At 57.5% G+C, this 24,832-nt stretch carries 29 protein-coding genes; 8 read left to right on the top strand and 21 right to left on the bottom strand.

Annotation, left to right across the window (positions count from 1 at the left end):
* The first annotated feature begins 94 nt into the window (after positions 1 to 94).
* From BUB62_RS17195 to BUB62_RS19190, 4 genes are all read left to right on the top strand, one after another.
* Positions 95 to 1,318 carry a PBECR2 nuclease fold domain-containing protein gene (locus BUB62_RS17195; RefSeq protein WP_073112266.1) on the top strand — a complete coding sequence of 408 codons (1,224 nt, stop codon included), beginning with the start codon at positions 95 to 97 and terminating at the stop codon, positions 1,316 to 1,318.
* A 120-nt stretch (positions 1,319 to 1,438) separates the two neighbouring features.
* Positions 1,439 to 2,050, top strand: coding sequence for a phage virion morphogenesis protein (locus tag BUB62_RS17190; protein ID WP_143164253.1), 612 nt, complete (start codon positions 1,439 to 1,441; stop codon positions 2,048 to 2,050).
* A gap of 20 nt (positions 2,051 to 2,070) precedes the next feature.
* Positions 2,071 to 2,637, top strand: coding sequence for a hypothetical protein (locus BUB62_RS17185; RefSeq protein ID WP_073112262.1), 567 nt, complete (start codon positions 2,071 to 2,073; stop codon positions 2,635 to 2,637).
* A gap of 62 nt (positions 2,638 to 2,699) precedes the next feature.
* Positions 2,700 to 2,927, top strand: coding sequence for a hypothetical protein (locus BUB62_RS19190; RefSeq protein ID WP_143164252.1), 228 nt, complete (start codon positions 2,700 to 2,702; stop codon positions 2,925 to 2,927).
* Between the two features lie 57 nt (positions 2,928 to 2,984).
* Here BUB62_RS19190 and BUB62_RS17180 read toward each other — a convergent pair whose 3' ends face one another.
* From BUB62_RS17180 to BUB62_RS17115, 14 genes are all read right to left on the bottom strand, one after another.
* Positions 2,985 to 3,398 (bottom strand): hypothetical protein, encoded by a 414-nt coding sequence (locus BUB62_RS17180; RefSeq protein ID WP_073112260.1) that lies wholly within the window; start codon positions 3,396 to 3,398, stop codon positions 2,985 to 2,987.
* Positions 3,399 to 3,446: 48 nt separating this feature from the next.
* Positions 3,447 to 4,085, bottom strand: a complete 639-nt coding sequence (locus BUB62_RS17175; protein WP_073112258.1) for a hypothetical protein — start codon at positions 4,083 to 4,085, stop codon at positions 3,447 to 3,449.
* On the bottom strand, positions 4,082 to 4,492 hold the full coding sequence (locus BUB62_RS17170) for a hypothetical protein (protein WP_073112256.1): 411 nt from the start codon (positions 4,490 to 4,492) through the stop codon (positions 4,082 to 4,084). Before BUB62_RS17170 ends, BUB62_RS17175 begins: the two co-directional genes overlap by 4 nt.
* An 11-nt stretch (positions 4,493 to 4,503) precedes the next feature.
* Positions 4,504 to 5,565 (bottom strand): phosphoadenosine phosphosulfate reductase domain-containing protein, encoded by a 1,062-nt coding sequence (locus BUB62_RS17165; protein ID WP_084539167.1) that lies wholly within the window; start codon positions 5,563 to 5,565, stop codon positions 4,504 to 4,506.
* 65 nt (positions 5,566 to 5,630) lie between these two features.
* Positions 5,631 to 6,098: a hypothetical protein gene (locus BUB62_RS17160; protein WP_143164251.1), complete on the bottom strand. Its 468-nt coding sequence runs from the start codon at positions 6,096 to 6,098 to the stop codon at positions 5,631 to 5,633.
* The gene (locus BUB62_RS17155; RefSeq protein ID WP_073112252.1) at positions 6,091 to 6,294 is read right to left on the bottom strand and encodes a hypothetical protein; all 204 of its coding nucleotides are present in this window, start codon (positions 6,292 to 6,294) and stop codon (positions 6,091 to 6,093) included. The genes BUB62_RS17160 and BUB62_RS17155 overlap by 8 nt, the downstream gene beginning before the upstream one ends.
* Positions 6,295 to 6,512: 218 nt before the next feature.
* Positions 6,513 to 6,881: a hypothetical protein gene (locus BUB62_RS19455; RefSeq protein WP_073112250.1), complete on the bottom strand. Its 369-nt coding sequence runs from the start codon at positions 6,879 to 6,881 to the stop codon at positions 6,513 to 6,515.
* 4 nt (positions 6,882 to 6,885) lie between these two features.
* Entirely contained in the window at positions 6,886 to 7,383 is a 498-nt protein-coding gene (locus BUB62_RS17145) for a host-nuclease inhibitor Gam family protein (RefSeq protein ID WP_073112248.1), read from the bottom strand.
* A complete protein-coding gene (locus tag BUB62_RS17140; RefSeq protein WP_073112246.1) occupies positions 7,383 to 7,811 on the bottom strand; it encodes a hypothetical protein in 429 nt (142 codons plus the stop codon). Before BUB62_RS17140 ends, BUB62_RS17145 begins: the two co-directional genes overlap by 1 nt.
* Positions 7,811 to 8,173 (bottom strand): hypothetical protein, encoded by a 363-nt coding sequence (locus BUB62_RS17135; protein WP_073112245.1) that lies wholly within the window; start codon positions 8,171 to 8,173, stop codon positions 7,811 to 7,813. Before BUB62_RS17135 ends, BUB62_RS17140 begins: the two co-directional genes overlap by 1 nt.
* Positions 8,166 to 8,849: a hypothetical protein gene (locus tag BUB62_RS17130; protein WP_073112243.1), complete on the bottom strand. Its 684-nt coding sequence runs from the start codon at positions 8,847 to 8,849 to the stop codon at positions 8,166 to 8,168. The genes BUB62_RS17135 and BUB62_RS17130 overlap by 8 nt, the downstream gene beginning before the upstream one ends.
* 200 nt (positions 8,850 to 9,049) lie before the next feature.
* The gene (locus BUB62_RS17125; RefSeq protein ID WP_073112241.1) at positions 9,050 to 9,955 is read right to left on the bottom strand and encodes an AAA family ATPase; all 906 of its coding nucleotides are present in this window, start codon (positions 9,953 to 9,955) and stop codon (positions 9,050 to 9,052) included.
* A gap of 65 nt (positions 9,956 to 10,020) precedes the next feature.
* Entirely contained in the window at positions 10,021 to 12,054 is a 2,034-nt protein-coding gene (locus BUB62_RS17120; protein WP_143164250.1) for a hypothetical protein, read from the bottom strand.
* A gap of 263 nt (positions 12,055 to 12,317) precedes the next feature.
* Positions 12,318 to 12,542 (bottom strand): hypothetical protein, encoded by a 225-nt coding sequence (locus BUB62_RS17115; RefSeq protein ID WP_073112237.1) that lies wholly within the window; start codon positions 12,540 to 12,542, stop codon positions 12,318 to 12,320.
* A gap of 202 nt (positions 12,543 to 12,744) precedes the next feature.
* Here BUB62_RS17115 and BUB62_RS17110 point away from each other — a divergent pair, with 202 nt between their 5' ends.
* On the top strand, positions 12,745 to 13,566 hold the full coding sequence (locus BUB62_RS17110; protein WP_143164249.1) for a S24 family peptidase: 822 nt from the start codon (positions 12,745 to 12,747) through the stop codon (positions 13,564 to 13,566).
* Positions 13,567 to 14,034: 468 nt separating this feature from the next.
* Here BUB62_RS17110 and BUB62_RS17105 read toward each other — a convergent pair whose 3' ends face one another.
* The 5 genes from BUB62_RS17105 to BUB62_RS19185 all read right to left on the bottom strand — a co-directional run bounded on the left by BUB62_RS17105 (position 14,035) and on the right by BUB62_RS19185 (position 18,275).
* The gene (locus tag BUB62_RS17105; RefSeq protein ID WP_073112233.1) at positions 14,035 to 14,925 is read right to left on the bottom strand and encodes a CPBP family intramembrane glutamic endopeptidase; all 891 of its coding nucleotides are present in this window, start codon (positions 14,923 to 14,925) and stop codon (positions 14,035 to 14,037) included.
* A 231-nt stretch (positions 14,926 to 15,156) separates the two neighbouring features.
* Positions 15,157 to 15,954: a helix-turn-helix transcriptional regulator gene (locus BUB62_RS17100; protein WP_073112231.1), complete on the bottom strand. Its 798-nt coding sequence runs from the start codon at positions 15,952 to 15,954 to the stop codon at positions 15,157 to 15,159.
* A 471-nt stretch (positions 15,955 to 16,425) separates the two neighbouring features.
* Positions 16,426 to 17,094 (bottom strand): HNH endonuclease family protein, encoded by a 669-nt coding sequence (locus BUB62_RS19450; RefSeq protein WP_200799945.1) that lies wholly within the window; start codon positions 17,092 to 17,094, stop codon positions 16,426 to 16,428.
* A 6-nt stretch (positions 17,095 to 17,100) separates the two neighbouring features.
* Positions 17,101 to 17,862, bottom strand: a complete 762-nt coding sequence (locus tag BUB62_RS17090; protein WP_073112227.1) for an AAA family ATPase — start codon at positions 17,860 to 17,862, stop codon at positions 17,101 to 17,103.
* Positions 17,859 to 18,275 (bottom strand): ATP-binding cassette domain-containing protein, encoded by a 417-nt coding sequence (locus BUB62_RS19185; protein ID WP_159437486.1) that lies wholly within the window; start codon positions 18,273 to 18,275, stop codon positions 17,859 to 17,861. The genes BUB62_RS17090 and BUB62_RS19185 overlap by 4 nt, the downstream gene beginning before the upstream one ends.
* A gap of 652 nt (positions 18,276 to 18,927) precedes the next feature.
* Here BUB62_RS19185 and dnaK point away from each other — a divergent pair.
* Complete coding sequence (dnaK, locus tag BUB62_RS17080) at positions 18,928 to 20,868, top strand: molecular chaperone DnaK (RefSeq protein ID WP_073112223.1); 1,941 nt, start codon at positions 18,928 to 18,930, stop codon at positions 20,866 to 20,868.
* Positions 20,869 to 21,133: 265 nt separating this feature from the next.
* On the opposite strand, the gene BUB62_RS17075 is transcribed toward dnaK, so the two are convergent.
* Together BUB62_RS17075 and purE are read right to left on the bottom strand one after the other, a co-directional pair.
* The gene (locus tag BUB62_RS17075; protein ID WP_200799944.1) at positions 21,134 to 22,297 is read right to left on the bottom strand and encodes an endonuclease/exonuclease/phosphatase family protein; all 1,164 of its coding nucleotides are present in this window, start codon (positions 22,295 to 22,297) and stop codon (positions 21,134 to 21,136) included.
* Positions 22,298 to 22,502: 205 nt separating this feature from the next.
* Positions 22,503 to 23,054, bottom strand: coding sequence for a 5-(carboxyamino)imidazole ribonucleotide mutase (gene purE / locus BUB62_RS17070; protein WP_073112221.1), 552 nt, complete (start codon positions 23,052 to 23,054; stop codon positions 22,503 to 22,505).
* A 153-nt stretch (positions 23,055 to 23,207) separates the two neighbouring features.
* Between purE and BUB62_RS17065 the strand changes: the two genes are divergently transcribed.
* Together BUB62_RS17065 and BUB62_RS17060 are read left to right on the top strand one after the other, a co-directional pair.
* Positions 23,208 to 23,825, top strand: coding sequence for a MarC family protein (locus BUB62_RS17065; RefSeq protein ID WP_073112219.1), 618 nt, complete (start codon positions 23,208 to 23,210; stop codon positions 23,823 to 23,825).
* Positions 23,826 to 23,961: 136 nt separating this feature from the next.
* Positions 23,962 to 24,810: an SdiA-regulated domain-containing protein gene (locus BUB62_RS17060; protein WP_073112217.1), complete on the top strand. Its 849-nt coding sequence runs from the start codon at positions 23,962 to 23,964 to the stop codon at positions 24,808 to 24,810.
* Positions 24,811 to 24,832 lie beyond the last annotated feature (22 nt).

The following is a 24,832-nucleotide window of genomic DNA, read 5'->3' as shown; positions in this document are numbered from 1 at the left end:
CAATGCGGACCACGCCCACGCCGATGGCTGCTGCCAGCCCGCGCCCTTTGCGACCGATGCGCAGGCCGCCCTGCCGGCTCACGCCTCGCCCCGCATGAGCGACGATGAGGAAGCCTACCTGCGCAAGTTTTACGACGACGCGGGCAGCCGGGGCTGGAGCTACGACCACTTCCAGCGCAACCACGCCAAGCTACTGGGGGCCGTGAGCGAAGGCTGGGCAGCCAAGGGCCTGAGCCACGAGTACGGCAGCCCCGACCACCTGACCCGTGCTAACTTCGCGGCCGACGTGCATCGGTTCGGCTACGATAAAACCGTGTATCAGACCCTGCAGCTGAACCAGCTGGTGAAGGATGCCAAGGATTTCAACGCCTTCAAAACGGAAGCCGGCAAGCTGCTGGCCAACCTGAACGTGCGCCAGCTCCAGACGCAGTTCAATACGGCCAAGGCTACCGCCAATGCCACGGCCAACGTGCTGCGGGCCGTGGCCGGCGGGGCGAAGTTCATGCGCCACAAGGCCACCCAGGACACCCACACCCGGCCCGTTCACAATGCTTTACACAACCGGGTATGGCGGATTGACAACCCTAAAGACACCGAATGGCGGCGGTTCGTGGTGCCTTTGGGCTTCGGCTGCCGCTGTCAGGACGTGTTCGAGGACGATTTCACGGGCGAAGTCATCACCAACGAAGAGGCCGAGCAGCTCATCGGCCCGGATGAGGTGGCCCGCCTGACACGAGACGGTTTCCTATTGGACCGCGTGGACAAGAAGATGCTCTTCAGCCAGAAGCAGAGCTACCTGAATGGGCTGAAAGACCCCGAACAGATTGCCTACCAGATGGGCAAGATGCAGTATGCTGACCAAGGCCAACAGCCTTGGGCGAAGATCAGCAAGTCAGCCCTGCCGCCGATGAACACGCCCACTGGCCTGAAGGCATCCGATGCCCTGAAGGACTTCGATGCCACCGCTACCAATGGCGTGAAGCGCTACACCGACTACACTGGCCAGCCACTATTCCTGGAAAAATCAGAGCTGGAATTTCACTTGCAGGACAAGTACACCCGCGCCAGCGAGAACCGCCAAGGCATCTATTTCCAGATTGAGGACATCATTTCTGACCCCGACGAGGTGTACTTTTTCGAGTTCGTGAAAAAGAACGGCGACTCAGACCTGAGCTACACCTACCTCAAGTTTCACTCCGATGGGGTGCTGCTCGCCGCCATAGAGTTTTCCAAGGAACAGCCCCAGGTGATTAAGAGCTGGTACAAGGTCTACGAGCCCGATAGCCGCCGCAAGGGCTTGCTTATCCACAAAAAGTAAGCGGGCAGCCCCCACGTAGGGACTGCCCGCTTAGTAAGCCGCTTAGGTAAGACTCTTGCGAGCCACCAGACTTCCACCAGGAAACCGGCTTACGCTACAAATATACGCAAAGCCCACAAAATGATGTCCATTCAAGGCTCCAAGATTCCCTTCGAGGAATTCGCCGCCCGGTTCCGCGACTTCAAACAAACTGTACTCCCGCGCCTGGTGGGCCGCGAAGCCCTGCGCACCTTCGATGAGAACTTCGACAACGGCGGCTTCACCGATAAGGTGTTTATCCGCTGGAAGCCCCGCAAAGGTGACACTGAGAACAAAGGCCGCCGCCTGGGCGATGGTGGCCGGCAGTCGGGCCGCGCCCTGCTCATTAAGGAGGGCAGCCTGCGGCGCTCCCTGCGCGTGGCCTACGCCGGCCCCGGCAGCGTGCGCCTTGTGGCCGGCAACCAGGACGTGCCCTACGCCGGCATCCACAACGACGGCGGCACCATCTCGGGCACGGCCAGCGTGGGGGCATACGTGCGCCGCCGCTTCGAGGAAGATGAGGTGTCGAAGCCCGGAGCCCGCAAAGCCAAGTTCGTGAAGGTCACCACCGGCTCCTTCCAGGTGAAGGCCCACACCCGCCAACTGAATACCAAAATGCCCCGCCGCCGCTTCATGGGGGCCAGCGCCAAACTCATGGACCGCGTGGGCCGCCTCTTCTTCCGCCATATCAATCAGCTCTGGCAGGCTTCCTGACCCTTTAGCCCCGCTTCTCTATGCGCATCGTTTCCCAAGCCTATCAGCACTTGGGCACTTTTCTAAAAGAAAATGTGCTTGACGACCATGACCGGCCCGTATTCAACCTGGTCGATATGTGGGCCGAGCAAACCGAATTCCCGGAGCTGGCCGAAGCCATCGACTTTCCCGCCCTGTTCCTGGCCTTCGGCTCCGACAAGATCAGTACCCGTGGCCAGCTGGAGCAGACCATCGGCTTGCTCACGGAAGTGTACGTGGCCATCGAAAACATTCAGGATACGGCTATCGGCTCGCCCGAGCAGCCTGAAGCCCTGCACTACTTCGAGGTGTGCGCCCGCGTGCATGAGCTGCTGCAGGCGTACGAGCACCCCGCCGTGGGCAACCTCAACCGCGTCGGCTTCGCGCCCTTCAATGCCCGCACCAATGTCATCGTCTACCGCCTCACCTACCTGAGTGAAGTCGTCGATACCTCCGTCGCCGACAAGCGCCGCCCCAAAGCCGATGGTGTTCCCGGCAAAATTATACTGGGCAATAAGCATCAGGTAGTTACACCAACTGCGCAGAATACAAAAAACTTCGACATATAGCCCTGATTGCTTGCATAGGGCTATTTAATGGTATAGTTTTAATCCCTTAAACGGTGCTGCACATGCGAGATAGACGACAACAACAGGCTAAAGAGAATGCCATCAAAACGGATTATGAAAATATGGCCCGGCAGAAAATATACTCCCGCGTGTATATCTGCGACCAGTTGAGCCTGAAATATCACCTGCAGCCTAGCACTGTCGAACGCATCGTGTGGGGCGAGTATGATACCCGCCGTGCCCGAGAAGCCGCCCGCCGCCCGCCCACTCAGCAGCGCGTAGCCGCCTGAAACGAAAGAAGGCCACCCCCAACGGGGTGGCCTTCTGCTTTGCGGGGTTGGGCAATTCTAGTTCATCACCAGATTCGTCACCTGCCAGCTGTTGTCATCCATCACATCGCCACCAGTGTACTGAAGCTCTACGATGTACTCCGTGCGTACTGTAGCCCCCAACTCATTCTGCGAATCTACATGGTCGCGGACGATGTATTTGCCGTTGCCTTTGTCTTTGGCCTCGCCGTTGAACATCTCAAAATCAGCCGTGCCGGGGGACTTCAGGCGCTCTTTGATTTTGTTCTGAGCAATGACAATAGCGGCCGTTTCACTCGCATTGGATACTTCACTAGTCGTTTCGGTCACGACTGTCGATGGGGTCGTCGGGTCGCTGGGGCTGGGGCCCTCGGGCTGGTTGCGGGCTACTACCACCACGATTACACAGAAGGCAACGAATAGGCCCAAGGCCCAGGCAAGTACACGTTTCATAAGTTTTTTGGTGTAGGGTTCAGGGAAAATCGTGTGCAAATTAAGCGTTTATGCGAGTTGGTTAAGCTCCGTTTCAATGTCAGTTACTCGCTGTTTAGCCCCCGAAATGTGGGCAGCCTGGTTCGCGTAAGGCTCCAGGTTCGTGAGAAAAGCCAGCGTGTTCCGGGCCTCATCCAAGTCACTCAGCAGCCGTTGCCGCTTCCGCGCCACGGCTGGGTCAGGCTTTATAGGGACCAGTTTGGTGTTGGCTTTCTTGATGAGCCCGATGATTTCCGCCAGGTACTTGTTGATGGCCTTCAGGCTGGTCTGCTGCTTCAGGAAGTCGGTCAGGTGCTCCCAGTTGTCCAGCACGTAAGACCAGCCCGCCAGGGCACCCGCATCATTTCCTGCCCGTGAGTTCTGCTTCAGGTACTCGATGATAGCCTTCAGCGCCTTGCCTTCGCTGCCATCCATCTTGGCCGTCAGCCCGGTTTCGCGCTGGTGGAAGATACGGTATTGGGCCTCGAACTGCTTGTAGAGCGACAGCCCCTCCGGTAGTTCGGCCGCGGGCTGGCTTTGCGGGGCCTCATGCCGGGCCAGCGTGATGAGCACCGACCGCAGGCAGTCGGCCTCGTGGGCATGGCCCGCCGCTTCCTCCCGCTGGAGCACCTGGCGCACCACGGCGGTTTGTTCGCGTACCGTTTTCATTTGGCCAGCCGCTTCGTTTCATGCTTATACATCGCCTCCACCTGGCTCACCACTTTGGGTAGCTCCGAGCGGTAGAGGAAGTTGAGCCGCACCCGGCGCGGGTTGTTGCTCCCGATGTTCACAATGAAGTTATCGATGCGTGCCCAGTCGGCCTTGCCGTGGTCATCCACGTAGCCCAGCAGGCAGAGGTAGTGAATAACTTTGCCCCGCATCGGCTTGCACTTCTGGTTGTGCTCATCCTGCAGGTAGCAAATCAGGCAGCCGGCCTCGTGCTCCGTCAGATCGGTGGAGCTGGTGGAGCGCTCATCGGTGAAGCTGCTCACCAGGGTTTCCTTCATGTGCTCCAGCTCGCATTGCGTCAGCAACAGGTGGAGCAGCTTGTTTTGGTTGGGGTTGATGGGTTTCATAAGTGGGGGGATTAACTAGGTCCGTTTCCTTTGGCGAAAGCACCAACTGGCAGCTCCCAATCCGACAAAATGATGGGCTCGTACCAGGTTTCACTGAGGGCTGCTGCTACATCAGATGCCTTCACGGGGAAGGGCTTGCCTTGGTCTGCCAGCGTATCGAGGGTGGTAGCACGCTTGATGGTGCGCCCAAAGTCTGTTTCGTGGGTTGTCATCTGCCCGAACTGCTGGGCATTGATGCGGCGAAGCGTAGCAAACTCATCGGCTCCGTTGAAAATGCAGCCTGCACAAGAGCAGCGGGACCACCCCAGCCGGTATGCAGGGTGAGGGTTGACACTGTACTTGCGCATCAGGTCCCATACCTGCACCTCGCTCCACTGATGTATCGGCATCCAGCGGTCCATGTGCCGCGCTAACCGTGGGCTGTTCCTAGCGTCGGTGGCATCTGGGGCAAAAGCTGTATACCGGGCACGATTTGGGCTTTCCTCTGCACGTTCGCCACTCACCAGCAGCGTTCGAGCTTGTTCAAAGCGGGCTTGATTACGAAGCGCCGCTTGAGCTACATGAATCTTAGTGTAGGAACTACACCAACGCACCGACAAATCGGCTGACACCTGGGGAAATAGGCGTCGGGTTGATTCCTTACCACCCGTGCCGCCGACAGTGCTTATCTCAGTACCCGCTGAGGTGGGAACCTCGAAGCTGATAGGAGCCGTGCGGCTGTTGTGCCGCAACATCTCCCGCTCAAACCCGCCGTGCTTCCAACTGAAGTAGATGTGCATACCAAAGGCTTCCGCAAAAGCCCGGCAGTAATCGTTGGTGCAAGGCCAATCCATGAGGGTAGAACCCTCACGGCCGTCCACAATGTGATGCCACAACTCAATCTTATGGGCTGGCACACCACGTTCCAATAGCTCCAGAGCACTGGCCACACTGTCTTTTCCTCCACTGAAAAAGACCACATACCGGTCGTAGCTCAGCACATCATCCGGCTCACTGGGGCCGGTGGGTAGCGCAGCCACTACAGGCAGCTCGTAGCCTTCCGCGAAGGTGAATGTGAGTTGATCGTATCCCATTGAGGTAGGTAAATAGCGCCCGGCGTGGACTCGAACCACGTCTGTATGCCGTCCGGGCTGAGGTACTAAAGCCAGAAAATCCAGCCGGCCACGCCGGCCAGCACCGCCGCCAGCTTCACCGCCGCTGCCAGCTTGCCGGCATTCAGCTGGTGTTTCAGGCCCAGCTTGTTCAGCAGCTCATCGGTGAGGGCCGTGGTGCCGGCGTACCACCAGCGCTGCCCGAAGCGCAGATTGAAGCTGATATCGAAGCACAGCGTGATGAGCGCCCCGCACAGCAGCAGCAGCACCCAGAACGCCCGCTGGCTTCCCAGCGCCAGGCTCACCGAAGAGGCCAGCACGCCCGCCATCACCAGGCGCTGCTGCGCCCCCAGCCGGTGCCAGCGCCGGTTGCGGCTCCGGTCCAGCTCCCCCGCTACCGTCGCGGGGCTTAGCTCCCGGAAGCGCCGGGCCGTCAGCTCATCCCGGTGGGCGAAGAGGTCGGCGGCCCCGATGGATACCAGCGCCGCCGCCCACAGCACTATCGAACTATGCACGACGCACCGCCCGAACCAGCCACACAATGAACCACACCACCGTGGCCAGCACAATGGGCAGGCTCACATCGTGCGAGAGGCCAATGGTATAATACACCACCGTCATTGCCAGCCAGATGATGAGAATGAGGACCGGCACGGCCGGCAGATTGCCAAAGAAGGCGGTGCCCTGGGGCTTCTTATTTGCGTTTTCCATGAGTGTGTGAAGGGTAAGTAAAAGGTGAAAAGCTTATTCCGTACAGGCCACCAGGGCCGGCCGGGGGGCCGGGGGTTCGGCTTCGCGGGGGTGGTGGGCGTGCAGCCGGAGCAGCACCGCCAGGGCCAGGAGTTTGAGCATAGCAGAAGGGTTAGGGTGAAAAGAAATAGCGCCCGGCGTGGACTCGAACCACGCTGTATGCCATCCGGGCTGGGGAACTAAGAGCGCAGCACCCGGCCGCTGGAGCCTCTTAGCTGTTCCTTCGCGGCCTGGATTTCGGCATCCAGCCTTGCCTTGCGGTAGTCGTAATTCTGGATGGCGGCCAGAGCAACCGCCGCCACCTCTACCATTTCCTTCCGATATTTTTCGCTGAACTCACCCCCTTGAAAATAGACCTCACAGACCTCGTGGGATACTTCACCCACTTCTTCGTCCAGGATAATCTTCCACTCGAAAGGGGGGCGATTTTGCCAGCCAAACTTTTCTATCTGCCGTACCCGCTCAAGCCATACATCGTGCATCACGGCACGGTGAGCAAGTTCCATCCCCGTTTCTGTCAGCGGGGTTACATCGAAGATGCTGGCCATCGGTCTACTTCTTAGCTGTGACGATGAAATTATCGGGCTGCTTAATGCTGATACCCAGCTTTTCCAGCCCCTTGCACAGGGCCGGCACCAGGCCCCAGGCTTTCACCACCGCCCCGGAGTCCACCTTCTCGATGATGGCGGCGGGCAGCTCGGCCCGCACCAGCTTCAGGTACTTGGCCTGAATGTCCTTCGGAGCGGTTTCCGGGTCCGGGAAAGCCACCGACTTCACCCCGGCTTTGAAGCCGAACACGCCGGCCTCCACGCTCAGCATCTTGTGGCCCCCGAACTCGTTGGGGTGCTTCTCGCTCCACGCCTGGAGCTTCTCTTTGAGGTCGGCCATCTCATCCAGCTTGGGCGCGGCGGCCTTCTTGGCTTCCTCCAGAATGTCGGCTGATGCCTTGCTCAGGGCCGCGTAGCGCGTCATCAGGGCTTCGGCCTCAGCGCGGGGCGTTTTGGCCACCTTCGTAGGCCGGGTTGCGGGGGTTGTGGTTGCGTTTTTCATCAGTTAAACAGGTCTTTAAGGGTTGAAAAAGTGAGTTGTTGTCTGCGTTTTTCGGCCTCGAAAGCGGCCATTATCACATCGTTTGGGTAAGCGGCACCGCCCGCGTAAGCCAGGTGCCGACACAGCTCGAAGTACAGCGCCTGCATCGGCCGGCCCTGCTGCTGCCATTCCAGCACCGCCAGCGGGTTCAGGCCGGCCAGCATGTTTCGGTCGCGGTTGGCCCATCGCTGCCGCCACCACGCCCAGAATTCCGGCAGCATCGCCAGCAGCTGGGCCTCTTCCGGACCGGCCAGCCACCCGCCCCGGCACAGCGCTTTCAGGTAGTCGCTGGCCAGGTCCACCTGCACTTCCATCACCTGGGCCAGCGTCAGGTGCAGCCGCTCGCACACCTCCAGCGTGAGCAGCTCTATTTCCAGGCGTGTGTTCATCAGCTTAGCAGTTGGTGGAGTTCTCCAAATAGAATTTGCAGGATCGGGCGGGTTTCCAGCAGTGGTTCCGACCAGAGGATGGAAAGCACCCCGAGGGCTTCGCTTTTCGACAGCACGAAGGTGTTTTCCTTGTCTGCCAGCGTCATCAGCAGGTAGCGGCGGGTAAGCATTTCCTGCGCTAGCGCCCTAAGCCAGGCAGATACCGCGTCTGCGAACTCATCCAGACCATCCAGCATATCGTCCGCTACTTCTTCCAGCAAGGCTTTTAGTGCCAGGTGCTCATCAGGTCGGAGGATAAAGCGGATGCGGCCGTGGTCGAGCCGCTTCACCATGTAATTTTTTAGCAGCTGGGTCTTAGCCATTTTCTACCAGCGCTAACTGTTGCTGCCCCACGTCCAGCAGCTTCTGGCCCCTGGCCGCCGGTGCCCGTTCCTTCTCTTCCCACGGAATCACCTGGTAGGGCACCGTCGCCCCAAAGCGACTATCCGACCGCGCCACGCCCTTCTTCACCTGGGTTTTGATATCCACCATGTAGCGGATGCTCTTGGCCGTGTCGCCTTTCGGCTGCCCCGAGCCTTCCGACCAGCTGATGATGATGAGCGCAATGCGGGGGAAGGTTTCGGTCAGCTGCTTGTACTGGTCCTTGGTCAGGCTGATGTACTGCAGCGAGTCGATGACCACGAACCGGACGCGCTGGCGGGGCTTGGCCAGCTTATCCCACATCTCCTGATAAGAGTCCCGGTCGCCCAGCATGAAGGAGCCCGGTTTGCAGTCGGCCGTCACGTTGCACAGGCGCATCACCTTCTGAATGGAAGCCCCCTCGCCCTGCTCGATGGAGTTGTAGTACACCTTGCCATGCTGCGCCAGCTCCTTGCAGAGCTTCACTACGAAGGTCGTTTTGCCATGCCCCGACTCGCCCCAGACCAGCATCCGAAACCCAATTTCCGGATGCCCGATGTATTGCTGCCACTCTTCTGAGAGCGGCATGAGCGGATAATGCTTCTTATCCAGCTCGTGTATGCTGATAGATTTACCCATTTTGCTGAAGCTGTTCGCGTTTTTCTTGACAGATTTTGCAGTTGTGCATGCTCCGATGGTGATTGTCTCGGAGCTTGGAGCCGGGCAGCCTCGATTGCTTCACCCGCCCACACAAGGCATTGGCGTTGGCCCCGTTGAAGTAGTGGCGAACGGCAGCTTTATGCGGCCACAGCCATCCTTGCGGTGTCTGTTCCATCGCCCTAAGCCGCTTTGAGTAGGTACTGGTCGGCCTGTTGCCGACGAAGCGCGTCGAACAGCTCCCGGAAGTTGGCCGCGCCGTCATACAGCCGGTCCATTTCCTTCTTCGCCTGCACACCGAAGGCTGGCGCAATCAGCTCCACGTCGGCCCGGCTTAGCACCTCCAGCGCTACCGGAGCCGTGGCGAAGCGGCTTACCAGCTGCGGGAAGCAGCTGCGCAGGTTCATGGCCCGCAGGCGCAGCTGCTCCAGGAAGTCGTTGGCCCCCACCAGCACGATGCCCACCCGGCCTTTCACCTCATCGCAGATGTCCTTTATGGCCCCGAAGCCGCCTTCGCTGGTGCGCTTGAACAGCGCTTCCGACTCATCGATGATGAGCAGCGGGTGCGTCATGGTCAGCAGCCGGTCGGCAATGCTCTGGCAGATGCGGTGGCGCGTGCCCACCTCGCAGGCCCCCACGGCGCGGGCAATGGCCTGCATGAATTCCTTCGCGTTCATGGTGTTTTTGCACCGGATCAGGAAGGTTTCGCGTGGCTGCGTGCGGGCAAAACGCTCCACGGCGAAGGACTTGCCGGCCCCCGTCAGCCCGTCGATGATGCGCCACTCCTTCCGAACCTTGGCATCCATGCAGGCCCCGAAGATGGCCGCATAGTTGTCCGTCTCGAAGAAGTCCGCCGTCAGCCCCAGGGCCGCCTCAATCTTCAAAAAGATGGCATCCGTGACGGTAGTAGTGCGCGTGCCGCCCTGAGCCGGCACCGCGTTCCACTTGCCCGCGATGATGTGGGAGATGGTCGCGGCCGACATGCCGCAGACCGTAGCCACCTTGTTCTGGCTCATGCCAGCGTCCTTGTGGTCCTCGATGTACTTCACCAGGCCCCGTGCGATTTGCACTTTCCGATCTTCAGTCATAGGTTTGTGAGTGTTAGTGGTTTTGAATTGAGCCCGTCTTGGTCGCCACCGAGGCGGGTTTTTGTTTAGCTGAAGTCGATGCCGCTGTCTTTGTAGCTGTCGTATCGCTCCCGCGCTTTGGTCGTCTTCCGGGCCGGCGCGTCCACCACCACCGGCACCCGGTGGCCCTGGTCGCGCAGCAGCGCGTCATCGTAGTAGGCCAGCTGGGCCGCCGCCGCCGGGGCCGCCAGCACCTGCCCGAAGCGGGTGTCGAAGTCCGCCACCACCGGGCTGGTCAGCCGCGCCCCCTTCACCAGCGCCCGCAGCGCCTTCACCCCGATACCGGCCGGCACCTCCAGCTCGTAGGCCACGGCCTCGCTTTCCAGCTGCTTGCGGTCCATCTCTTCGCGCATAGCTTCGCGCTGGCGGTCCTGCCGGCCTAGCTCGGCCTGGTCGCCGTCGGTCTGTTCGGTCTTGGCCATCTGCACCCGCTGGCCTTTGCCCAGCGTGGCCAGATGCACGTCGGTGCCCGTGTCTTTGGCATCCGCGAAGCCGAACACATCCACCGAAGCCAGGTTGGTTTCGTCGTAATACACCCGCACTTTCAGGCCTTTGCCCATCTTGTGGGCATATTTGGCGTAGGTCGGGAAGGGGTATTCGTGGGTTTTGTTGCCTACCGTGATGCGCACCGCCGCGTGGCGCACGCTCGTCACGGTGTGCTGGCTCAGCAGCGTGGCCCGCGTCAGCGCATCCAGCACCGGCGCTTCCGGGTTCAGGTCGGCCAGCAGGCGCTGCCAGCGGGTTTGCCCGTTCCATTTCTCCACTTGCTCGTGGTTGTACACCGCCACCAGCTTCGACACCTGCCGAATGCCCAGCTCCAGCGACCCCTGCGAGGCCGTGCCCGCGTAGTCGGGGTTCGCCTTGCGCTGCTGGTCGATGCTCGTGATGTTGGTGCCCTTCCAGCCCTCCACGTTCTGCGCCAGCCGGTTCAGCTCCTGCCCCAGCCGCTCCACAAAGCGGGCCTTTGGGTTCGGTGCCTTGCCCCGTGGGTCGTTCGGTGCGGGCTGCGTGATGATCTGACAGGCGCGGCGGAAAATCTGCTGCGTATCCTTGGCCAGGTTCCCCGAAAACCGGTCACTTTCAATCTCAATGAAGCTGCGGCCGTCCAGCTGATTCAGGTGGTTGCGGTACATTTCCCGCACCATAAAGCCGTTTTCTACCAGCCCCACCGAGAAGCCCGTGATGGCTTCGGAGTGATAGTCGAATACGGCTACCATCGTCAGCATCACCCGCGCCCCATCCATCGTGGTGTAGAAGTCCAGGGAGAAGCCGTCGTAGCCACCCTTCGACAGCGAGTACGAAGGCCGCTCCCGCCGAACGTGGGGCAAGTACTTCTCAATGCTGGCGTGGCCGTCCCGCTCCCAGGCCGTGAACTGGCGCACGTCGTTGCGCAGCAGAAACGCCTTCATGCCCGACTCCGTGCAGATCGGCTCGCGGCCCGTGGCCGCACAGCGCTGCTTGTAGCGCCGATACACCTCCCGCAGGTCGAATTTGTTGCCGCTACCAGGGTTCATGAACAGCGTCGCGATGGTATTCGCGTGCCATTCGCTCATATCTACCTGCCCCGAAGCCAGCAGCACGCGCGTATCGGTGCCGTTTACCACCTGTTTACGGCCTATTTTGCGGGCATTATCCCGCCCATAACGGTCCGGAACCAGCGTCAGCAGTGCCCGTTCATGCGCGTTTCGCTGCCGTTCATGCTGCGAAAGGCCCGCTTCCTGGTCCTCCACCGACAGCTGAAGGGCTTTGGCGAAGGCCAGCTCCTTGGCCTGCAGCACCCGCACGTTGCTCACCCGCAGTCCATACAGCTTCTGGTCTAGCACCTGGTCGAGCACGGCGGCGCGGGCCTGGTCTTTCTTCTCGAAGCCCAGCGACTTCAGCTGTGCCCGCGTTTCCAGGTTCGCCAGCAGCCGCAGCCAGCCCGCGGCCTCCGTCAGCTGCGTGGCTTTCGCCTCCACGCTTTCGCCCGTACTGGTCAGCCCGGCGCGGGTAAAGAAGATGTTGTAATCGGTCGGGCATACCATCCGGGCGTGCAGCGCCGTGAGGGCGGAGCCGGCCACGGCCAGTTCCGCTGCCTTTAGTTCTTGCGTTTCGGCTTTGTATTGAGCCAGTAATTCCGCTTTGGAGGGAATAGCATACTCCCTAATAGTCCGGGCAGGTATAGTGTCATAGTCAATCAGACACCCTTCAATGGAGTCGAACACATGGCTCCAGCCCCGCGTACCGCGACGGTTACGGTAAAGCCCTTGGTCAATGGATGTTTCAAGAACCCCATAGTCCATCACTTCCCTGCGGCGAAGCCAAAGCTTGTTGCCTTTAGGAATCATTCGCCGGCCTCGTCAGCTGGTGCGGCTGCTCCGTGTAGGAGTTCTGCCCGCTCATCCAGCAGTTGCTCAAATGCTGCCAACACAGCGTCATTATTGCGACGGCCCGCAACTATATCGTACACCGTTTTACGTGCCTTGCGCGTCTTGTCAGCAACCGTTTGCCAGTCGCCGCGCCGGGCCTCGCCCTTGATTCTTTGGCGTATGTCGTTCGTGTTATACATATTTGCAGCACTTAAGTACGGCAAATATATACGCAAAACACGTATTGTCAAGTTATGACATAAGTTTTTTGCGTATTTCTAAGTTGATTGGATGAACGCAGAAGCGAGAGTACTGATAAGCCAGCATTGGGTGGAGGCAGTAGAAATGCTAAAGGATAGTGGCCTCACAGCTTCTTATAAGGCATTCTGTTTGTCTATAGGTATGCAGCCACAGAGCTTCAACGACATCAAAACGGGCCGTCGCTACGTTACTATTGAGATGGTTCACGATACGTGTAATACATATTCAATAAATCCTAACTTCATACTGTTCGGTCACCGCCCCGTTATTCTGCCCGAAAATGTAGAGCTAGATGTAGAGGAAAATGTAGAGGTAAACCGAGTTGTTAAAATCAATCATGTATATCCACCTCTACAAACACAGGTTCACACCGAGATACTAGTAGCCACCCAGGACACCAGCGATAACCCTACCTTCTCTCTCATCAACTACAAGGCGGCGGCCAACTACCTCACCGGCTACCAGTCCCAGGAGTTCTACCAAAAGCTGGCCCCAGTAAGCCTCCCACGCCAGCTGGTCGGCAACCCCAAGCAAGGCATCGTGCTGCAAATAGAAGGCGACAGCATGGCCCCCAAATTCCAGCACGGCGACTACGTAGCCGCCGTCCTACTAGACCGCAGTGAGTGGCCCTCCATCCGTGATCTGGACTGCTACGTAGTCGTCAGCGCCACCCACGGCGTTCAGTTCAAGCGCATTAAGAACCGCATCCCCAAATACGGCTTCATCCGCTGCCGCTCCGACAACCGCCGCCACCAGTCCTACAACATCGAAGAAGAGAACCTCCTACAACTATTCCGATTCGTGCTACACATCTCCCCAGACGCAAGCAACCCAGACGACACCTTATACAACAAGGTCGAGAGCATCGAAGAGCGCGTAGAAGACCAACGCGACATGTACGAGCAGCTAATGGCCCAAATGCAACAGATGCAAAAGCAGCTCCAGCAACCAACCACCCATTAAACAACCATTAAACACCCGCCATCCGCCCATTTAACACCCAAAAAAGCCCTGCAAAACGCTGTTTTAAGACGTTTAGCAGGGCCAAATGGTAGCTCAAAGCACCCTATCCGGTCATTTGCAAGCCAGAAATTAACCTAAAATGGTAGCGAATGCACGTTTGATTTTGATAGGCCATTTTGCGGATGATGTGGAAAAACCGTGAATGGGGCGAACTGACTGATATTATTGCGCTGTCGCGCACCCCTTTCTTTTGTAGGTTTCATTCTATCCCCCATAGGCGGTGGGCCGCAGCCCTAAAAAACGGGTTGAGGCTTTTGGGCCGGCATGCTGGGCGCAGCGGAGCCCAAGCAGCTCTACTGCTTCGTCGGGTTGCCATTCACCCGAAGCGTAGCAGTGCTTCGGCGGCGCGCCGCCTGCCGGGCGGCTGGTGGCACCTGGGGCTGGCGGCCCAGCTTCACCGAGCCCCCGTTAGCGAGCCATTACCAGGTCGTTGGGCTGCGCGGCTTTGCTTTTCCAGCGGGGAGCTACCAGCCGGCTCTGCGCTTTGCGGTGCAGCAGTCCGGCCGCAACCAGCAGCACCAGTACGGTCTGAATGCTGGCCTCCGGGCCGAAGGTGCCGCCGGTAATCAGCGTGCTGCCCGCCAGCTTGGTGGTGAGCAGGCTGGTGGTGTTGTCGTTTCCGGAAGTAACCGCGCCGAAGATGCCCGACTGCATGAAGTTCCAGGCGAAGTGCAGGGCAATGGGAAACCACAGGCTGCGGGTGGCCACGTAGGCTAGGCCGAACACCCCGCCCGCCACCACCACGCACAGCCCCGACAGCAGCGTGGCGCCCGGATTGACCAGGTGCAGCAGCCCGAAGATGACCGACGAAACCGCCAGGGCCAGGTAGCTGCCCAGCTTCTCCTCGGCAATGCGGAACAGAATACCGCGCATGAGCACCTCCTCAAAAATAGCCACCGAGAAGGCCACCGTCAGGGGGATGATGAGGCTGGCAACCGGGTTCACGGCCAGTACCTGCACCTGCCCGAATAGCGCAATAACCAGCATGGCCAGGCCCTGCAGCAGCGCACCCAGCCCCAGCCCCGCGCCGATGGTGCCGGCCCGGCCACGGAGCGAGAGTTCCGTCACGGCGCGGTGCTCAATGCGCCCGTAGAAGCCGCGGTAGGCCAGCAGCACGGCCGCGGAGGCAACCAGGCCTTTGAGGAGGTTGCGGGAGTTCCTGTCGAGGGGGAATACCTCGAAGAGCTTGGCGGTAAGCTGCTGGGCCAGCACAAACACGATAACGCAAATGACCAGGCCGAGCAGAATGCGCGCCACGGCGTTGTTCAGAATTCTCCGGTTGAAGGAAGCGGTGCTCATGGGAGGGCGGTTTTGTTGTTGTTGTTGTTGTTGTGACAAAGATGGCACCCCACGTCAACCGGAAATAGAATGAAATTAGCCTCACCCAACTTTTCGCCGCACCAGCACGCCGGAGCCTGACCGCGCGCTGCCCCCGCTTCGGCGGCCCAAAGTCGGGCGGCCGGCATACTGCCGGGAGCGGGGCCTGGCTTCTCCCCGCTTCGGGAGTCTTTGCGCCTGCCGCGCGGCCCCTTATAGCTTCCTGAAATCTTTGGGCAGGAAACGGGTTTGCGCTTTAAACGTCCGGATAAAGTGGCTTTGGTCGGCGAAACCGCACTCCAGGGCCACCTCCGTCAGGGAAAGCGCCGGCCGGGACAGCAGCTCCAGCGAGCGGCTGATTTTCAGGCGCCGCATATACTCGCCGTAGGTGCAGCCGAAATACCGGGGGAAATGCTTGGAAATAGAAACGGGACTGATACCCAGCGAGCCGGAGAGCTGCGCCAGGCTGGGGCTTTCCTCCCAACAGTCATTCAGCAGCTCAAACAAGCTGCCCACCCACTGGGGGTTGTGCCGAAACTGCTGGGCGAAGTTCTCATCCGCGGCGTAGTCGGCCAGCAGCATCCTGATGGAGTCAGCCGAAAACGCATCCTGCACCAACGACTCGTGGTAAATCCGCAGCATCAGCAGCTTGGTCTTGACCAGATTGGCCGCGCCCTGCCGGAGCCGCTCCTCCGTAATGCCGTGGGTTTTCAGAAAGATTTCGTCAAACTCCACGTTGATATTCTTCGACGGGAAGAGCGTGCGTTGATTCACGTGCCGCTCGTCGCTGTGATAAAAAAGCACCGAACCCGGATGCACGGCGTGGGTTTCGTGCCGTCTTTTTTCGAACGTCCCGCCCCTCAGGAACAGCGTGATGTGCGCATTCTGGTGCGAATGCCAGCTCTCCGATACCTTCTGCTCGTATTCCGCCTCAATCACCGCTATGCCCTGCCCGCCGCTAAACTTGTGTTTGGTGGTTCCCAGGTAGGTTTCCTTGCTCAGGTTGTGCATCCGGCGGATTTCAGGACAGGGGGTTGAAGCGAGCAGAAAGGTATAAAAAGCCGGGCTACATAGTATGCGCCGCAAGCCCCGGCCAAACAGTTTTCCGGCAGACGCGTACCAGCCGCCACCATTGGGTCCCCGATCCGCCCGCGGCCCTGGGCAAGGAGAAGCACAAAACCCTGCCGGGAAAAGCGCGACAGTTTGAGAAAGTCACCGTGACGCAGGAAGTAACGGAGTAACGTCCCGAATCCCAACCACGCTTAAAGACAACGGCCCCCAAATCCATGTTGGATTCGGGGGCCGTTTTGATGTTTGAGAAGGGTGGCTTTGTTTTTTGTCAGACAATGCTCTCGGGCTTTACAAAGAAGTAAATTTCGTAGACGAAAGATATCCTGCTACCATAAAATTCAACTCTGAACATAAAGTAAATCACCTTTTAGGCATTGAATCCACTACCAAACGCTTGCTAGACGCCACTTTTCAATCAAAGTATTCTTCAAATTCATCTTTCAGTTTTTGATTTTCCAAAATAATCCACCTCTTAAATGCCGTAAAATTTGCACCCCTATGAATATGTCCACGAATTTTTATTAAAAAATAATTTTTATCTTCTTGCGTATTCGTATCTTTAAAATAATCACAAAGAAATCTTTGAAAATCCATTATTTCTTCCAATAATTTATTTCTTAGATTAGCCGATTCTATCATCTTTAATCTTGTAGTTCCATTATATACAGCTACAAGCAAATCTCTTGTCATTAATGCTTCAGGACAATCGTCTAACGCTATTATCTGTACAGTTTCAAATGGAAAAGGCTTAAAAATATATTTCAATTTACTTTCTATATCATGAGATGAATTTGTACAATTTAGAATATTTTTATATCTTGCCAACTTTGTATTATTACAATGACTACATGACCAGAACAAATTATTCCAGTCAAATTTCAAATCATTATCTCCTTCATGAGGTATGAAATGTTCAACATTAATTGCCGCAGGTTCTTTACATTCACATATATAACATTTATTTTTGAAATCAGCTTTAATCCTTTCAAGAACATTGTCACATTTATAATCACCATTAGCTTTTACTTTTTCCAAGGCCAAACAAGCTGGAGCAGGTTGCGATTTTTCAAAATACACCATGTTTGATTATTTTTTGTAATTCAGTTCATTTAGCTCTATCTGCTGCAGCCTAACCAAAAGTTCATTTGATAAATATTTTGGAGTATGGGCAAAATAATTTCTCAATTGCCTAATTCGATCTAACTGCTCTATTGTTTTTTCTTCGAGCGAAGTCAAATAGTCAAATTCAGTAATTTTTCTTTTTATTTCATCAGAATATTTATCAGTTCTGAAATAGCTTTCTATCAAGGCATCATATGAATATCCCGACAAATCAGTTGTAACAGTCCTAGTTTCTAAATCGCAAATTGTTGCATTGGATAAAGATGATAAAACAAAAGGAGAATGTGTGGTAACAATAAATTGAAGCTTTGGAAAGAAATCTGTTAAAAATGGCAAAATTTTCTTTTGCAAATCAACGTGTAAATGAGTCTCGATTTCATCTATAACCACTATGCCTTCAAGATTGTAAGACTTAACCTCATGAGCTTCCATCCTTAAAATCAATTCAGTGACAATGCTTATTATAGCCGAATATCCATCTGATAAGTTGTTAAAATTAAATGAAGTTTTTTTATCAATAGTAATGTCAAAATTGTATGACTTTCTGTCAAATTGCAATTCAAGACTATTTATGTCAAAAATTTGTTTCAACCTGTTTTCAAATATTTCAAACCATTTATCTATTTTTTCAACAACATCATTCTCGTTATCATCTCTTGCAAATGATCTGTCTGCTTTAAGATTTACAATATATTGAATAAAATCAGCATTTGCTTTTTCATTCAAATTATATTTTTTTGTAAATGTATTTTATTAATTCCTTTCGGTATTTTCAAATTTGTATGTCTTTTAGAATCAAAAAAAGCCAACAAAAATTCTCCTTTCCTAGTTTTATCAAAAATTTCATCTTCAGATCCTGAAAATACAATTTTAGTGCCCCCAAACTCTGAAAGCCATTCTCGAATTCCCCTTATTGTTCTTTCATGACTTAACTTTTCATCTGGTTGTATATCAGCATGTAACAGTTCTCGTTCAAAATATGCTAGATGTTTTTTTTGACTCGAATAGCTTTGGATACTTCCATCTTCTATTTTTGCTAAAAACTTATTGATTTCAAGCAGTAGACTTGTTTTTCCACTCCCATTCTTCCCGGTCAATATCAAATGCTGACGAGTATTAGCAGAAAGTGAAATCTCCATATTTTTTATGTTTCTGGAGTCCTCAATTAATATTCTCGTAATGAAGTTCTCTGTCATAAAGTTGTTTATTTATTCTTGTTTTTGACATTTTCGCAAGCTCGCACCTATCATCATGGTTATCGAAGCCTGTGCCCTGTTAGATTCGGCAAGCTACGCTATGTGAGATACAAACCTATGGGAAGCACACCAAAACCATGGTGTTTCCTGAAGGTTTTTTTGCAACAAGTCCAAGGACTCCAGAAGCGAAGCTGCGCAGATATTTTAGGCTCAGAGGTTCAAGTTCCCGCCGTCGTTCAGCTACACCGAGTGACTAATGTGCCGTAAGAGTTCCGCGCCAGTTGGGGAAGGTTATGCAACGGCGCGGCCGGATTCGCGGCACAGCCGCTCAAGCATAGTCGTCACTCGGCCCAGCCGAGCGAAGGCGCGACTTAGCCCTAAACCCGCTTCCTGTCCAGCTGGCAGAGAATCCGGAGCGGCCTGGGCCCCCGAAAGTCACTCCGGCACGAAACCGGTAAACCCCAGCGCCAGAAATGACAATCTGTCACGGAAAAGCGGCCAAAACCGGGCTGGTACGCGTCTTGTAACCAGTCCGGCGCGAGTGATTCGCACCTTTGAACTGACATTTCACATCCTATAAACACCAACCATTCCCATGGGAAAGATAATCGGTATTGACCTCGGCACCACCAACTCGTGCGTAGCCGTTATGGAAGGCAACGAGCCGGTGGTGATTCCAAACAGCGAAGGCCGCCGCACGACTCCGTCGATTGTGGCTTTCCTGGACGGTGGCAAAGGCGAGCGGAAGGTCGGTGACCCCGCCAAGCGTCAGGCCATTACCAACCCGCAGAACACGCTGCAATCCATCAAGCGCTTCATGGGCCGCGGCTTCGGCGAAGTAACCGAGGAGTCGAAGCACGTATCGTACAAGCTGGTGAGCGGCTCCAACAACACGGTGGCCGTGCAGATCGGCGACCGGCAGTACACGCCCCAGGAAATTTCGGCCATGGTGCTCCAGAAGATGAAGCAGACCGCCGAAGACTACCTGGGCCAGCCTGTAACCGAAGCCGTTATCACGGTGCCCGCCTACTTCAACGACGCCCAGCGCCAGGCCACCAAGGAAGCCGGCGCCATTGCCGGCCTCGACGTGAAGCGCATCATCAACGAGCCCACCGCCGCGGCCCTGGCCTACGGCCTCGACAAGAAGCACAAGGACCAGAAGATTGCCGTGTATGACCTCGGCGGCGGTACCTTCGACATCTCCATCCTGGAGCTGGGCGACGGCGTGTTCGAGGTGCTGAGCACCAACGGCGACACCCACCTCGGCGGCGACGACTTCGACCAGGTCATCATCAACTTCCTGGCCGACCAGTTCAGCAGCGAAAACGAAGGGCTCGACCTTCGCAAAGACCCGATGGCTCTGCAGCGCCTGAAGGAAGCCGCCGAAAAGGCCAAAGTGGAGCTGTCCAGCTCGACCGAAACCGAAATTAACCTGCCCTACATCACCGCGACGGCCTCGGGTCCCAAGCATCTGGTGGTGAAGCTGAGCCGCGCCAAGTTTGAGCAGCTCGCCGACTCGCTGGTGCGCCGCTCGATGGACCCCTGCAAAAAGGCCCTCCAGGACGCCGGCCTGAGCACTTCCGACATCGACGAAGTGATTCTGGTAGGTGGCTCGACCCGCATTCCTCGCATTCAGGAGGAAGTGGAGAAATTCTTCGGCAAGAAGCCCTCGAAAGGCGTGAACCCCGACGAAGTGGTAGCCATCGGGGCCGCCATCCAGGGTGGGGTGCTCACCGGCGAAGTGAAGGACGTGCTCCTGCTCGACGTGACCCCGCTGAGCCTGGGCATCGAAACGATGGGCGGCGTGATGACCAAGCTCATCGAGAGCAACACCACGATTCCGACCAAGAAATCGGAAACCTTCTCCACGGCTTCGGATTCGCAGCCTTCGGTTGAGATTCACGTGCTGCAGGGCGAGCGTCCGCTGGCTTCGCAGAACCGCACCATCGGCCGCTTCCACCTCGACTCGATTCCGCCGGCCCCCCGCGGCGTCCCGCAGATCGAAGTAACCTTCGACATCGACGCCAACGGCATCCTGCACGTATCGGCCAAGGACAAGGGCACCGGCAAGGAGCAGAAGATCCGCATCGAAGCCTCCTCGGGCCTGACCGACGCCGACATTGAGCGCATGCGCCAGGAAGCTGCCGCCAACGCCGAATCGGACAAAGCCGAGACGGAGCGCATCGGCAAGGTAAACGCCGCCGACTCGATGATTTTCCAGACCGAGAAGCAACTGAAAGAGTACGGCGACAAGCTGAGCGCCGGCAACAAGACGGCCGTGGAAAACGCCCTGGCCGACCTCAAGAAGGCCCACGAGAGCAAGGACATCAGCCAGATTGATACCGCCATGGCGGCCATCAACGCGGCCTGGGAAGCGGCCTCGACCGAAATGTACAACGCCACCCAGGGCGGCGGCGAGCCCCAGCCCCAGGGCTACCCTGGCGGCGACGGCCAGGCGCAAGGCAACGGCCAGCAAGGCGCCCCGCACGACAACGTGACGGACGTAGACTACGAAGAAGTAGACGGTAAGAAGTAATTCTGAGTCGTTCAGTGAAAAGGCCCGAAGCAGCTTGCTTCGGGCCTTTTTTTGTGCGTTGTGCTTTGGCTAGTAGCAGAGAAAGCACAGAACGTCAGAGAAAAAAACGTGTCCTGCTGAGCGAAGTAGAAGCGTCTCTCCTACTTCGTTGAATTGCAGTTCATACGAAGCGGTAGAGATGCTTCGACAAGCTCAGCATGACAATAGAGTTGCTTGCACGCATCAGCACGCGGGATTCCTCGGCTTCGCTCGGAATGACGTTCTTTCAGTGGCTCAGCTTCACCACTGCTTCGGCCGTAGTGCGGGATTCGTGGGCTTCCTGCTGCTCTTCTTCCGCAAAGCCTTTTTCGATTTTCTCTACGGCTTCCTCGTGGTCCTCGGCGTCGGCTTGCTCGGCGTTCTGTTCCTGCTCGGCTTTGGCGTGGGGCTCGTAGCTTACTTTGATGCAGATGGGGAAGTGGTCGGAGCCGACGTAGGGCAGGCGCTCGATGTTAGCTACTTTGAAATCGGGGGAGATGAACACGTGGTCGAGGGGCCAGCGCAGCAGGCGGTAGTCGGCGTGGAAGGTGGGCAGCATGCCGCGGCCCACGCGCGGGTCGAGCAGGCCGCTGACGCGCCGGAACAGCTCGGAAGTGTGCGACCAGGCCACATCGTTCATATCGCCGAACACGATGCTGGGCTCGTCCTTTTCCTCAATAGCCTTGCCCACCAGCAGCAACTCGGCGTCGCGCTTGGTGCTGGTTTTCGATTCGGCGGGAGCCGGCGGCTTGGGATGCAGACCGTAGAGGCGCACCCAGGTGTCGGTGCCGGGCAGCTGCACGTGGGCATGAATGGAGGGAATATCGTCGTCGAGTAGGTACTCGATGCGGGGCTCGCGCAGAGGCAGGCGGGAAAAGAACAGCAGGCCGTAGGTGTTTTCGAGCGGCTCGTGGCAGGTGTAGGGGTGAGTTTTTTCCAGTGGCTTCAACTGATCCAGCCACCACTGATCGGTTTCCACGGCCATAATCACGTCCGGGTCGCAGGCCTGAATGACACTCAGGGCCAACCCGCCCTGCTTGTTGAACTGCAGTACGTTCATCACGGCCAGGCTCAGATGGCCATCGGGGCCGGGGCGCGTGGCATCGGCAGCCTGCTTGCGCACCAGCGGGGTGTAGGGCACCACCCGAAAAAGCTGGTAGCCGGCCGTGAGACCCAGCGCGCCCAGCAGCCCCAGCCCCCAGGTGGAGGCGTGCAGCTGCAACGCCACCGCCGCCCCAGCGCTCAGCAGCGTCACGCCGATAATCTGCAGGCGCGGAAAGTCGAACACCCGAATCCACCAGGCCTCCTGTTTCAGCAGCGGCAGCAGCGTGGCTACTACTGCCGCCACGCCCAGCGCCCCCACTATCCAGCGGCCTGCCTGTAAGAAAAAAGAAGCGTCGAAATCGGGCAAGGTGGTGGAATGGTGAAGTTGTGAAAGGTGAAGGAGTACTGTGCTGATTACTTGATATGCTGATAGGCTAATTTTTGATGCAATGGCGGATTGGCGTGCAAAAATCAATCTGTGACTGACAATTTCTTACAGGCTGACTGGCTCATTGCCATTCCAATGCCTCGCACATTGTGAAATCAGCACATCAAAGAATCAGCGCATTAAATTAGTCGTCGCTGAAGCCGCCTTTGCGCAGCTCCTCAATGGTGCGCATCACTTTGTCTTTGAGGGAAGTGCGGTATTTTTCGAGCACGTCGGCAAGGCGGGCGTTGCTGAGGGCCAAAATCTCGGTGGCCAGCACGGCGGCGTTGATGGCCCCATCGATGGCGACGGTAGCCACGGGCACCCCGGCCGGCATCTGGAGCATGGCCAGCACCGAATCGAGGCCGTGAATGGATGTGGTGGAGTTGATGGGCACCCCGATAACGGGCAGCGTGGTGAAGGCGGCTATCATGCCCGGCAAATGGGCAGCCCCGCCCCCACCCGCAATAATGACGCGCAGGCCGCGCTTGCGGGCATTTTCGGCGTACTCCACCAGCCGGTGCGGCGTGCGGTGCGGCGAAACAAGGGTTATTTCGTAGGCCACGCCGAACTGCCGCAGCACTTCGGCCGCCGCCGACATGATCTTCAGGTCGGACTGGCTGCCCATGATAATGCTGACCAGGGGCGTTTCGGTGGATTCGTGGACCGCGGGCGTGGCGGGAGGAGAAGTGGTCATGGGGGGAAAGGGAAAGAGGCCACCACGGACCTCAAGCTGCTTGTACGAGCCCGGCAGTGGGTGGTTGGCTCACCAAACATACGGCTAAAACCGGTTTGCTGAATCCCAATCCCTCGTACCTTTAGCCGCTTCGCCGCTGTTTTGCCCCGGTCTATGGAAATTCTACTCGCCACGTTCACCACGCTTTTCTCGGTCGTGAATCCCTTCGGGGCCATGCCGGTATTTCTGACGCTGACCGAGGACGAAACCCCCAGCCAGCGCGGCCAGATCGGGCTGCGGGCCTGCCTGTATATGGTGGGCGTGCTGTCGGTGTCGTTTTTTGCGGGGCAATACGTGCTGAATTTCTTCGGCATCAATATCCACCATCTGCGCATCGCGGGCGGTATTCTGCTCATGCGCTCGGCCTTCGACCTGCTCACGCCGGGCGGCAACCGCGCCAAAGTATCGGATGCCACGCTGGAAGAAAGTATGCACAAGGAAGACATCAGCTTCACGCCGCTGGCCATGCCCATGCTGTCGGGACCGGGCTCCATGGCCGTGTGCATCGGCCTGTTTACCAAAAAGCTCACCTACCTCGATATGGGCCTGATTTTCTTCGGCTTCGTGCTGGTGGCGTTTGCGGCTTATATCATTCTGATGTCGTCGCTCCGGCTCACGCGGTTTCTGGGGCGGCCGGGCATGGCGGCGCTGGCCCGCATCATGGGCTTTCTGACGCTGGCTATCGGCGTTAATTTTATGGCCACGGCCATCAAGGCGCTATTTCAGGAGTAGGCCGGGCGCTGGGGCCAACGCTTCAGGTAATCAGGCGGGGTGCGGGGCGCGAAAAGCCGGGGCGGCAGGCCAACTCCCCCGGCCCGAATGCGTTGAAAAGGCTCTTTCCCGCCACCATCGCGCAAGACCTGCTTCCATGAAAAACCGGCTTCTCCCCTTCTGCTTGCTGCTGGCCACCGGTGCGGCCACCGCCCAGCCCGGCCCCGCTTCCTACGACCTGAGCCGCCCGACGGCTACCTACGCGCTGCCGCCCGAGTTGCGCGAGATTTCGGGTTTGGCGCTGCTGCCCAACCAGCGCGTGGGCTGCATCGAAGATCAGACCGGCACCATTTTCATCTACAATCTGCGCACCCGACGCATAGATAAGACGCTGCACTTTGGCAAAAAAGGAGATTACGAAGACGTAGCCCGCCTGAAAGACGGCTGGCTGGTGCTGCGCAGCGACGGCACGCTGTTCAAACACTCCGACCAGGGCCTCACCACCACCTACCGCACCGGCCTCACGGCGGCCAACAACCCCGAAGGGCTGGCCTACGACGCGGCCACCAACACGCTGCTGGTGGCCTGCAAGGGCGTCGCCAACGAGGGCCAGCCCGACCAGAAGCGCGCCATCTACCGCCTCGACCCAACCACGTACCGCAGCAGCAGCAAGCCCGCGTTTCTGCTCGATGTGGCCCAGCTTATTGCCCTCGATCAGCAGCAGGGCCAGGGCACGGCCATCAATCGGTTTGCGCCCTCGGCCGTGGCCGTGCAGCCGGGCACGCGCCATATTTTTGTGCTGGCCGCCAGCGGCAATGCCCTGGCAGAGCTGGATGCCCAGGGTACCCCCCTGCGCGTGCGCAAGCTGCCGCGCAAGCGCTTTCCGCAGCCCGAGGGCCTGGCATTTGCCCCCAACGGCGACCTCTACATTGCCAGCGAACAAGGCGACAACGGCGACTCGGGCCTGATTCAGTTTTTCAAAATGAGCGCTGCCGCCGGCAAGTAGCGCGGCCGGCCCGCTGATTTCC

It is taken from the genome of Hymenobacter daecheongensis DSM 21074, from assembly GCF_900141805.1.
GTDB lineage: Bacteria > Bacteroidota > Bacteroidia > Cytophagales > Hymenobacteraceae > Hymenobacter > Hymenobacter daecheongensis.
The sequence above is the reverse complement of the archived record's forward strand: the minus strand, read 5'-3'. Positions and strand labels throughout refer to the sequence as shown.

Coding starts and splice junctions, on each gene's coding strand:
- purE (WP_073112221.1), bottom strand. CDS start 23,054: ATGACCACTTCTCCTCCCGCCACGCCCGCGGTCCACGAATCCACCGAA.
- BUB62_RS17195 (WP_073112266.1), top strand. CDS start 95: ATGAGCGACGATGAGGAAGCCTACCTGCGCAAGTTTTACGACGACGCG.
- BUB62_RS17165 (WP_084539167.1), bottom strand. CDS start 5,565: ATGGGATACGATCAACTCACATTCACCTTCGCGGAAGGCTACGAGCTG.
- dnaK (WP_073112223.1), top strand. CDS start 18,928: ATGGGAAAGATAATCGGTATTGACCTCGGCACCACCAACTCGTGCGTA.
- BUB62_RS17185 (WP_073112262.1), top strand. CDS start 2,071: ATGCGCATCGTTTCCCAAGCCTATCAGCACTTGGGCACTTTTCTAAAA.
- BUB62_RS17105 (WP_073112233.1), bottom strand. CDS start 14,925: ATGAGCACCGCTTCCTTCAACCGGAGAATTCTGAACAACGCCGTGGCG.
- BUB62_RS17170 (WP_073112256.1), bottom strand. CDS start 4,492: ATGAAACCCATCAACCCCAACCAAAACAAGCTGCTCCACCTGTTGCTG.
- BUB62_RS19450 (WP_200799945.1), bottom strand. CDS start 17,094: ATGGTGTATTTTGAAAAATCGCAACCTGCTCCAGCTTGTTTGGCCTTG.
- BUB62_RS17135 (WP_073112245.1), bottom strand. CDS start 8,173: ATGGCTAAGACCCAGCTGCTAAAAAATTACATGGTGAAGCGGCTCGAC.
- BUB62_RS17145 (WP_073112248.1), bottom strand. CDS start 7,383: ATGAAAAACGCAACCACAACCCCCGCAACCCGGCCTACGAAGGTGGCC.
- BUB62_RS17175 (WP_073112258.1), bottom strand. CDS start 4,085: ATGAAAACGGTACGCGAACAAACCGCCGTGGTGCGCCAGGTGCTCCAG.
- BUB62_RS17060 (WP_073112217.1), top strand. CDS start 23,962: ATGAAAAACCGGCTTCTCCCCTTCTGCTTGCTGCTGGCCACCGGTGCG.
- BUB62_RS17180 (WP_073112260.1), bottom strand. CDS start 3,398: ATGAAACGTGTACTTGCCTGGGCCTTGGGCCTATTCGTTGCCTTCTGT.
- BUB62_RS17065 (WP_073112219.1), top strand. CDS start 23,208: ATGGAAATTCTACTCGCCACGTTCACCACGCTTTTCTCGGTCGTGAAT.
- BUB62_RS17115 (WP_073112237.1), bottom strand. CDS start 12,542: ATGTATAACACGAACGACATACGCCAAAGAATCAAGGGCGAGGCCCGG.
- BUB62_RS19185 (WP_159437486.1), bottom strand. CDS start 18,275: ATGGAGATTTCACTTTCTGCTAATACTCGTCAGCATTTGATATTGACC.
- BUB62_RS17155 (WP_073112252.1), bottom strand. CDS start 6,294: ATGGAAAACGCAAATAAGAAGCCCCAGGGCACCGCCTTCTTTGGCAAT.
- BUB62_RS17130 (WP_073112243.1), bottom strand. CDS start 8,849: ATGGGTAAATCTATCAGCATACACGAGCTGGATAAGAAGCATTATCCG.
- BUB62_RS17100 (WP_073112231.1), bottom strand. CDS start 15,954: ATGCACAACCTGAGCAAGGAAACCTACCTGGGAACCACCAAACACAAG.
- BUB62_RS17110 (WP_143164249.1), top strand. CDS start 12,745: ATGCAGCCACAGAGCTTCAACGACATCAAAACGGGCCGTCGCTACGTT.
- BUB62_RS19190 (WP_143164252.1), top strand. CDS start 2,700: ATGCGAGATAGACGACAACAACAGGCTAAAGAGAATGCCATCAAAACG.
- BUB62_RS17190 (WP_143164253.1), top strand. CDS start 1,439: ATGATGTCCATTCAAGGCTCCAAGATTCCCTTCGAGGAATTCGCCGCC.
- BUB62_RS17140 (WP_073112246.1), bottom strand. CDS start 7,811: ATGAACACACGCCTGGAAATAGAGCTGCTCACGCTGGAGGTGTGCGAG.
- BUB62_RS19455 (WP_073112250.1), bottom strand. CDS start 6,881: ATGGCCAGCATCTTCGATGTAACCCCGCTGACAGAAACGGGGATGGAA.
- BUB62_RS17125 (WP_073112241.1), bottom strand. CDS start 9,955: ATGACTGAAGATCGGAAAGTGCAAATCGCACGGGGCCTGGTGAAGTAC.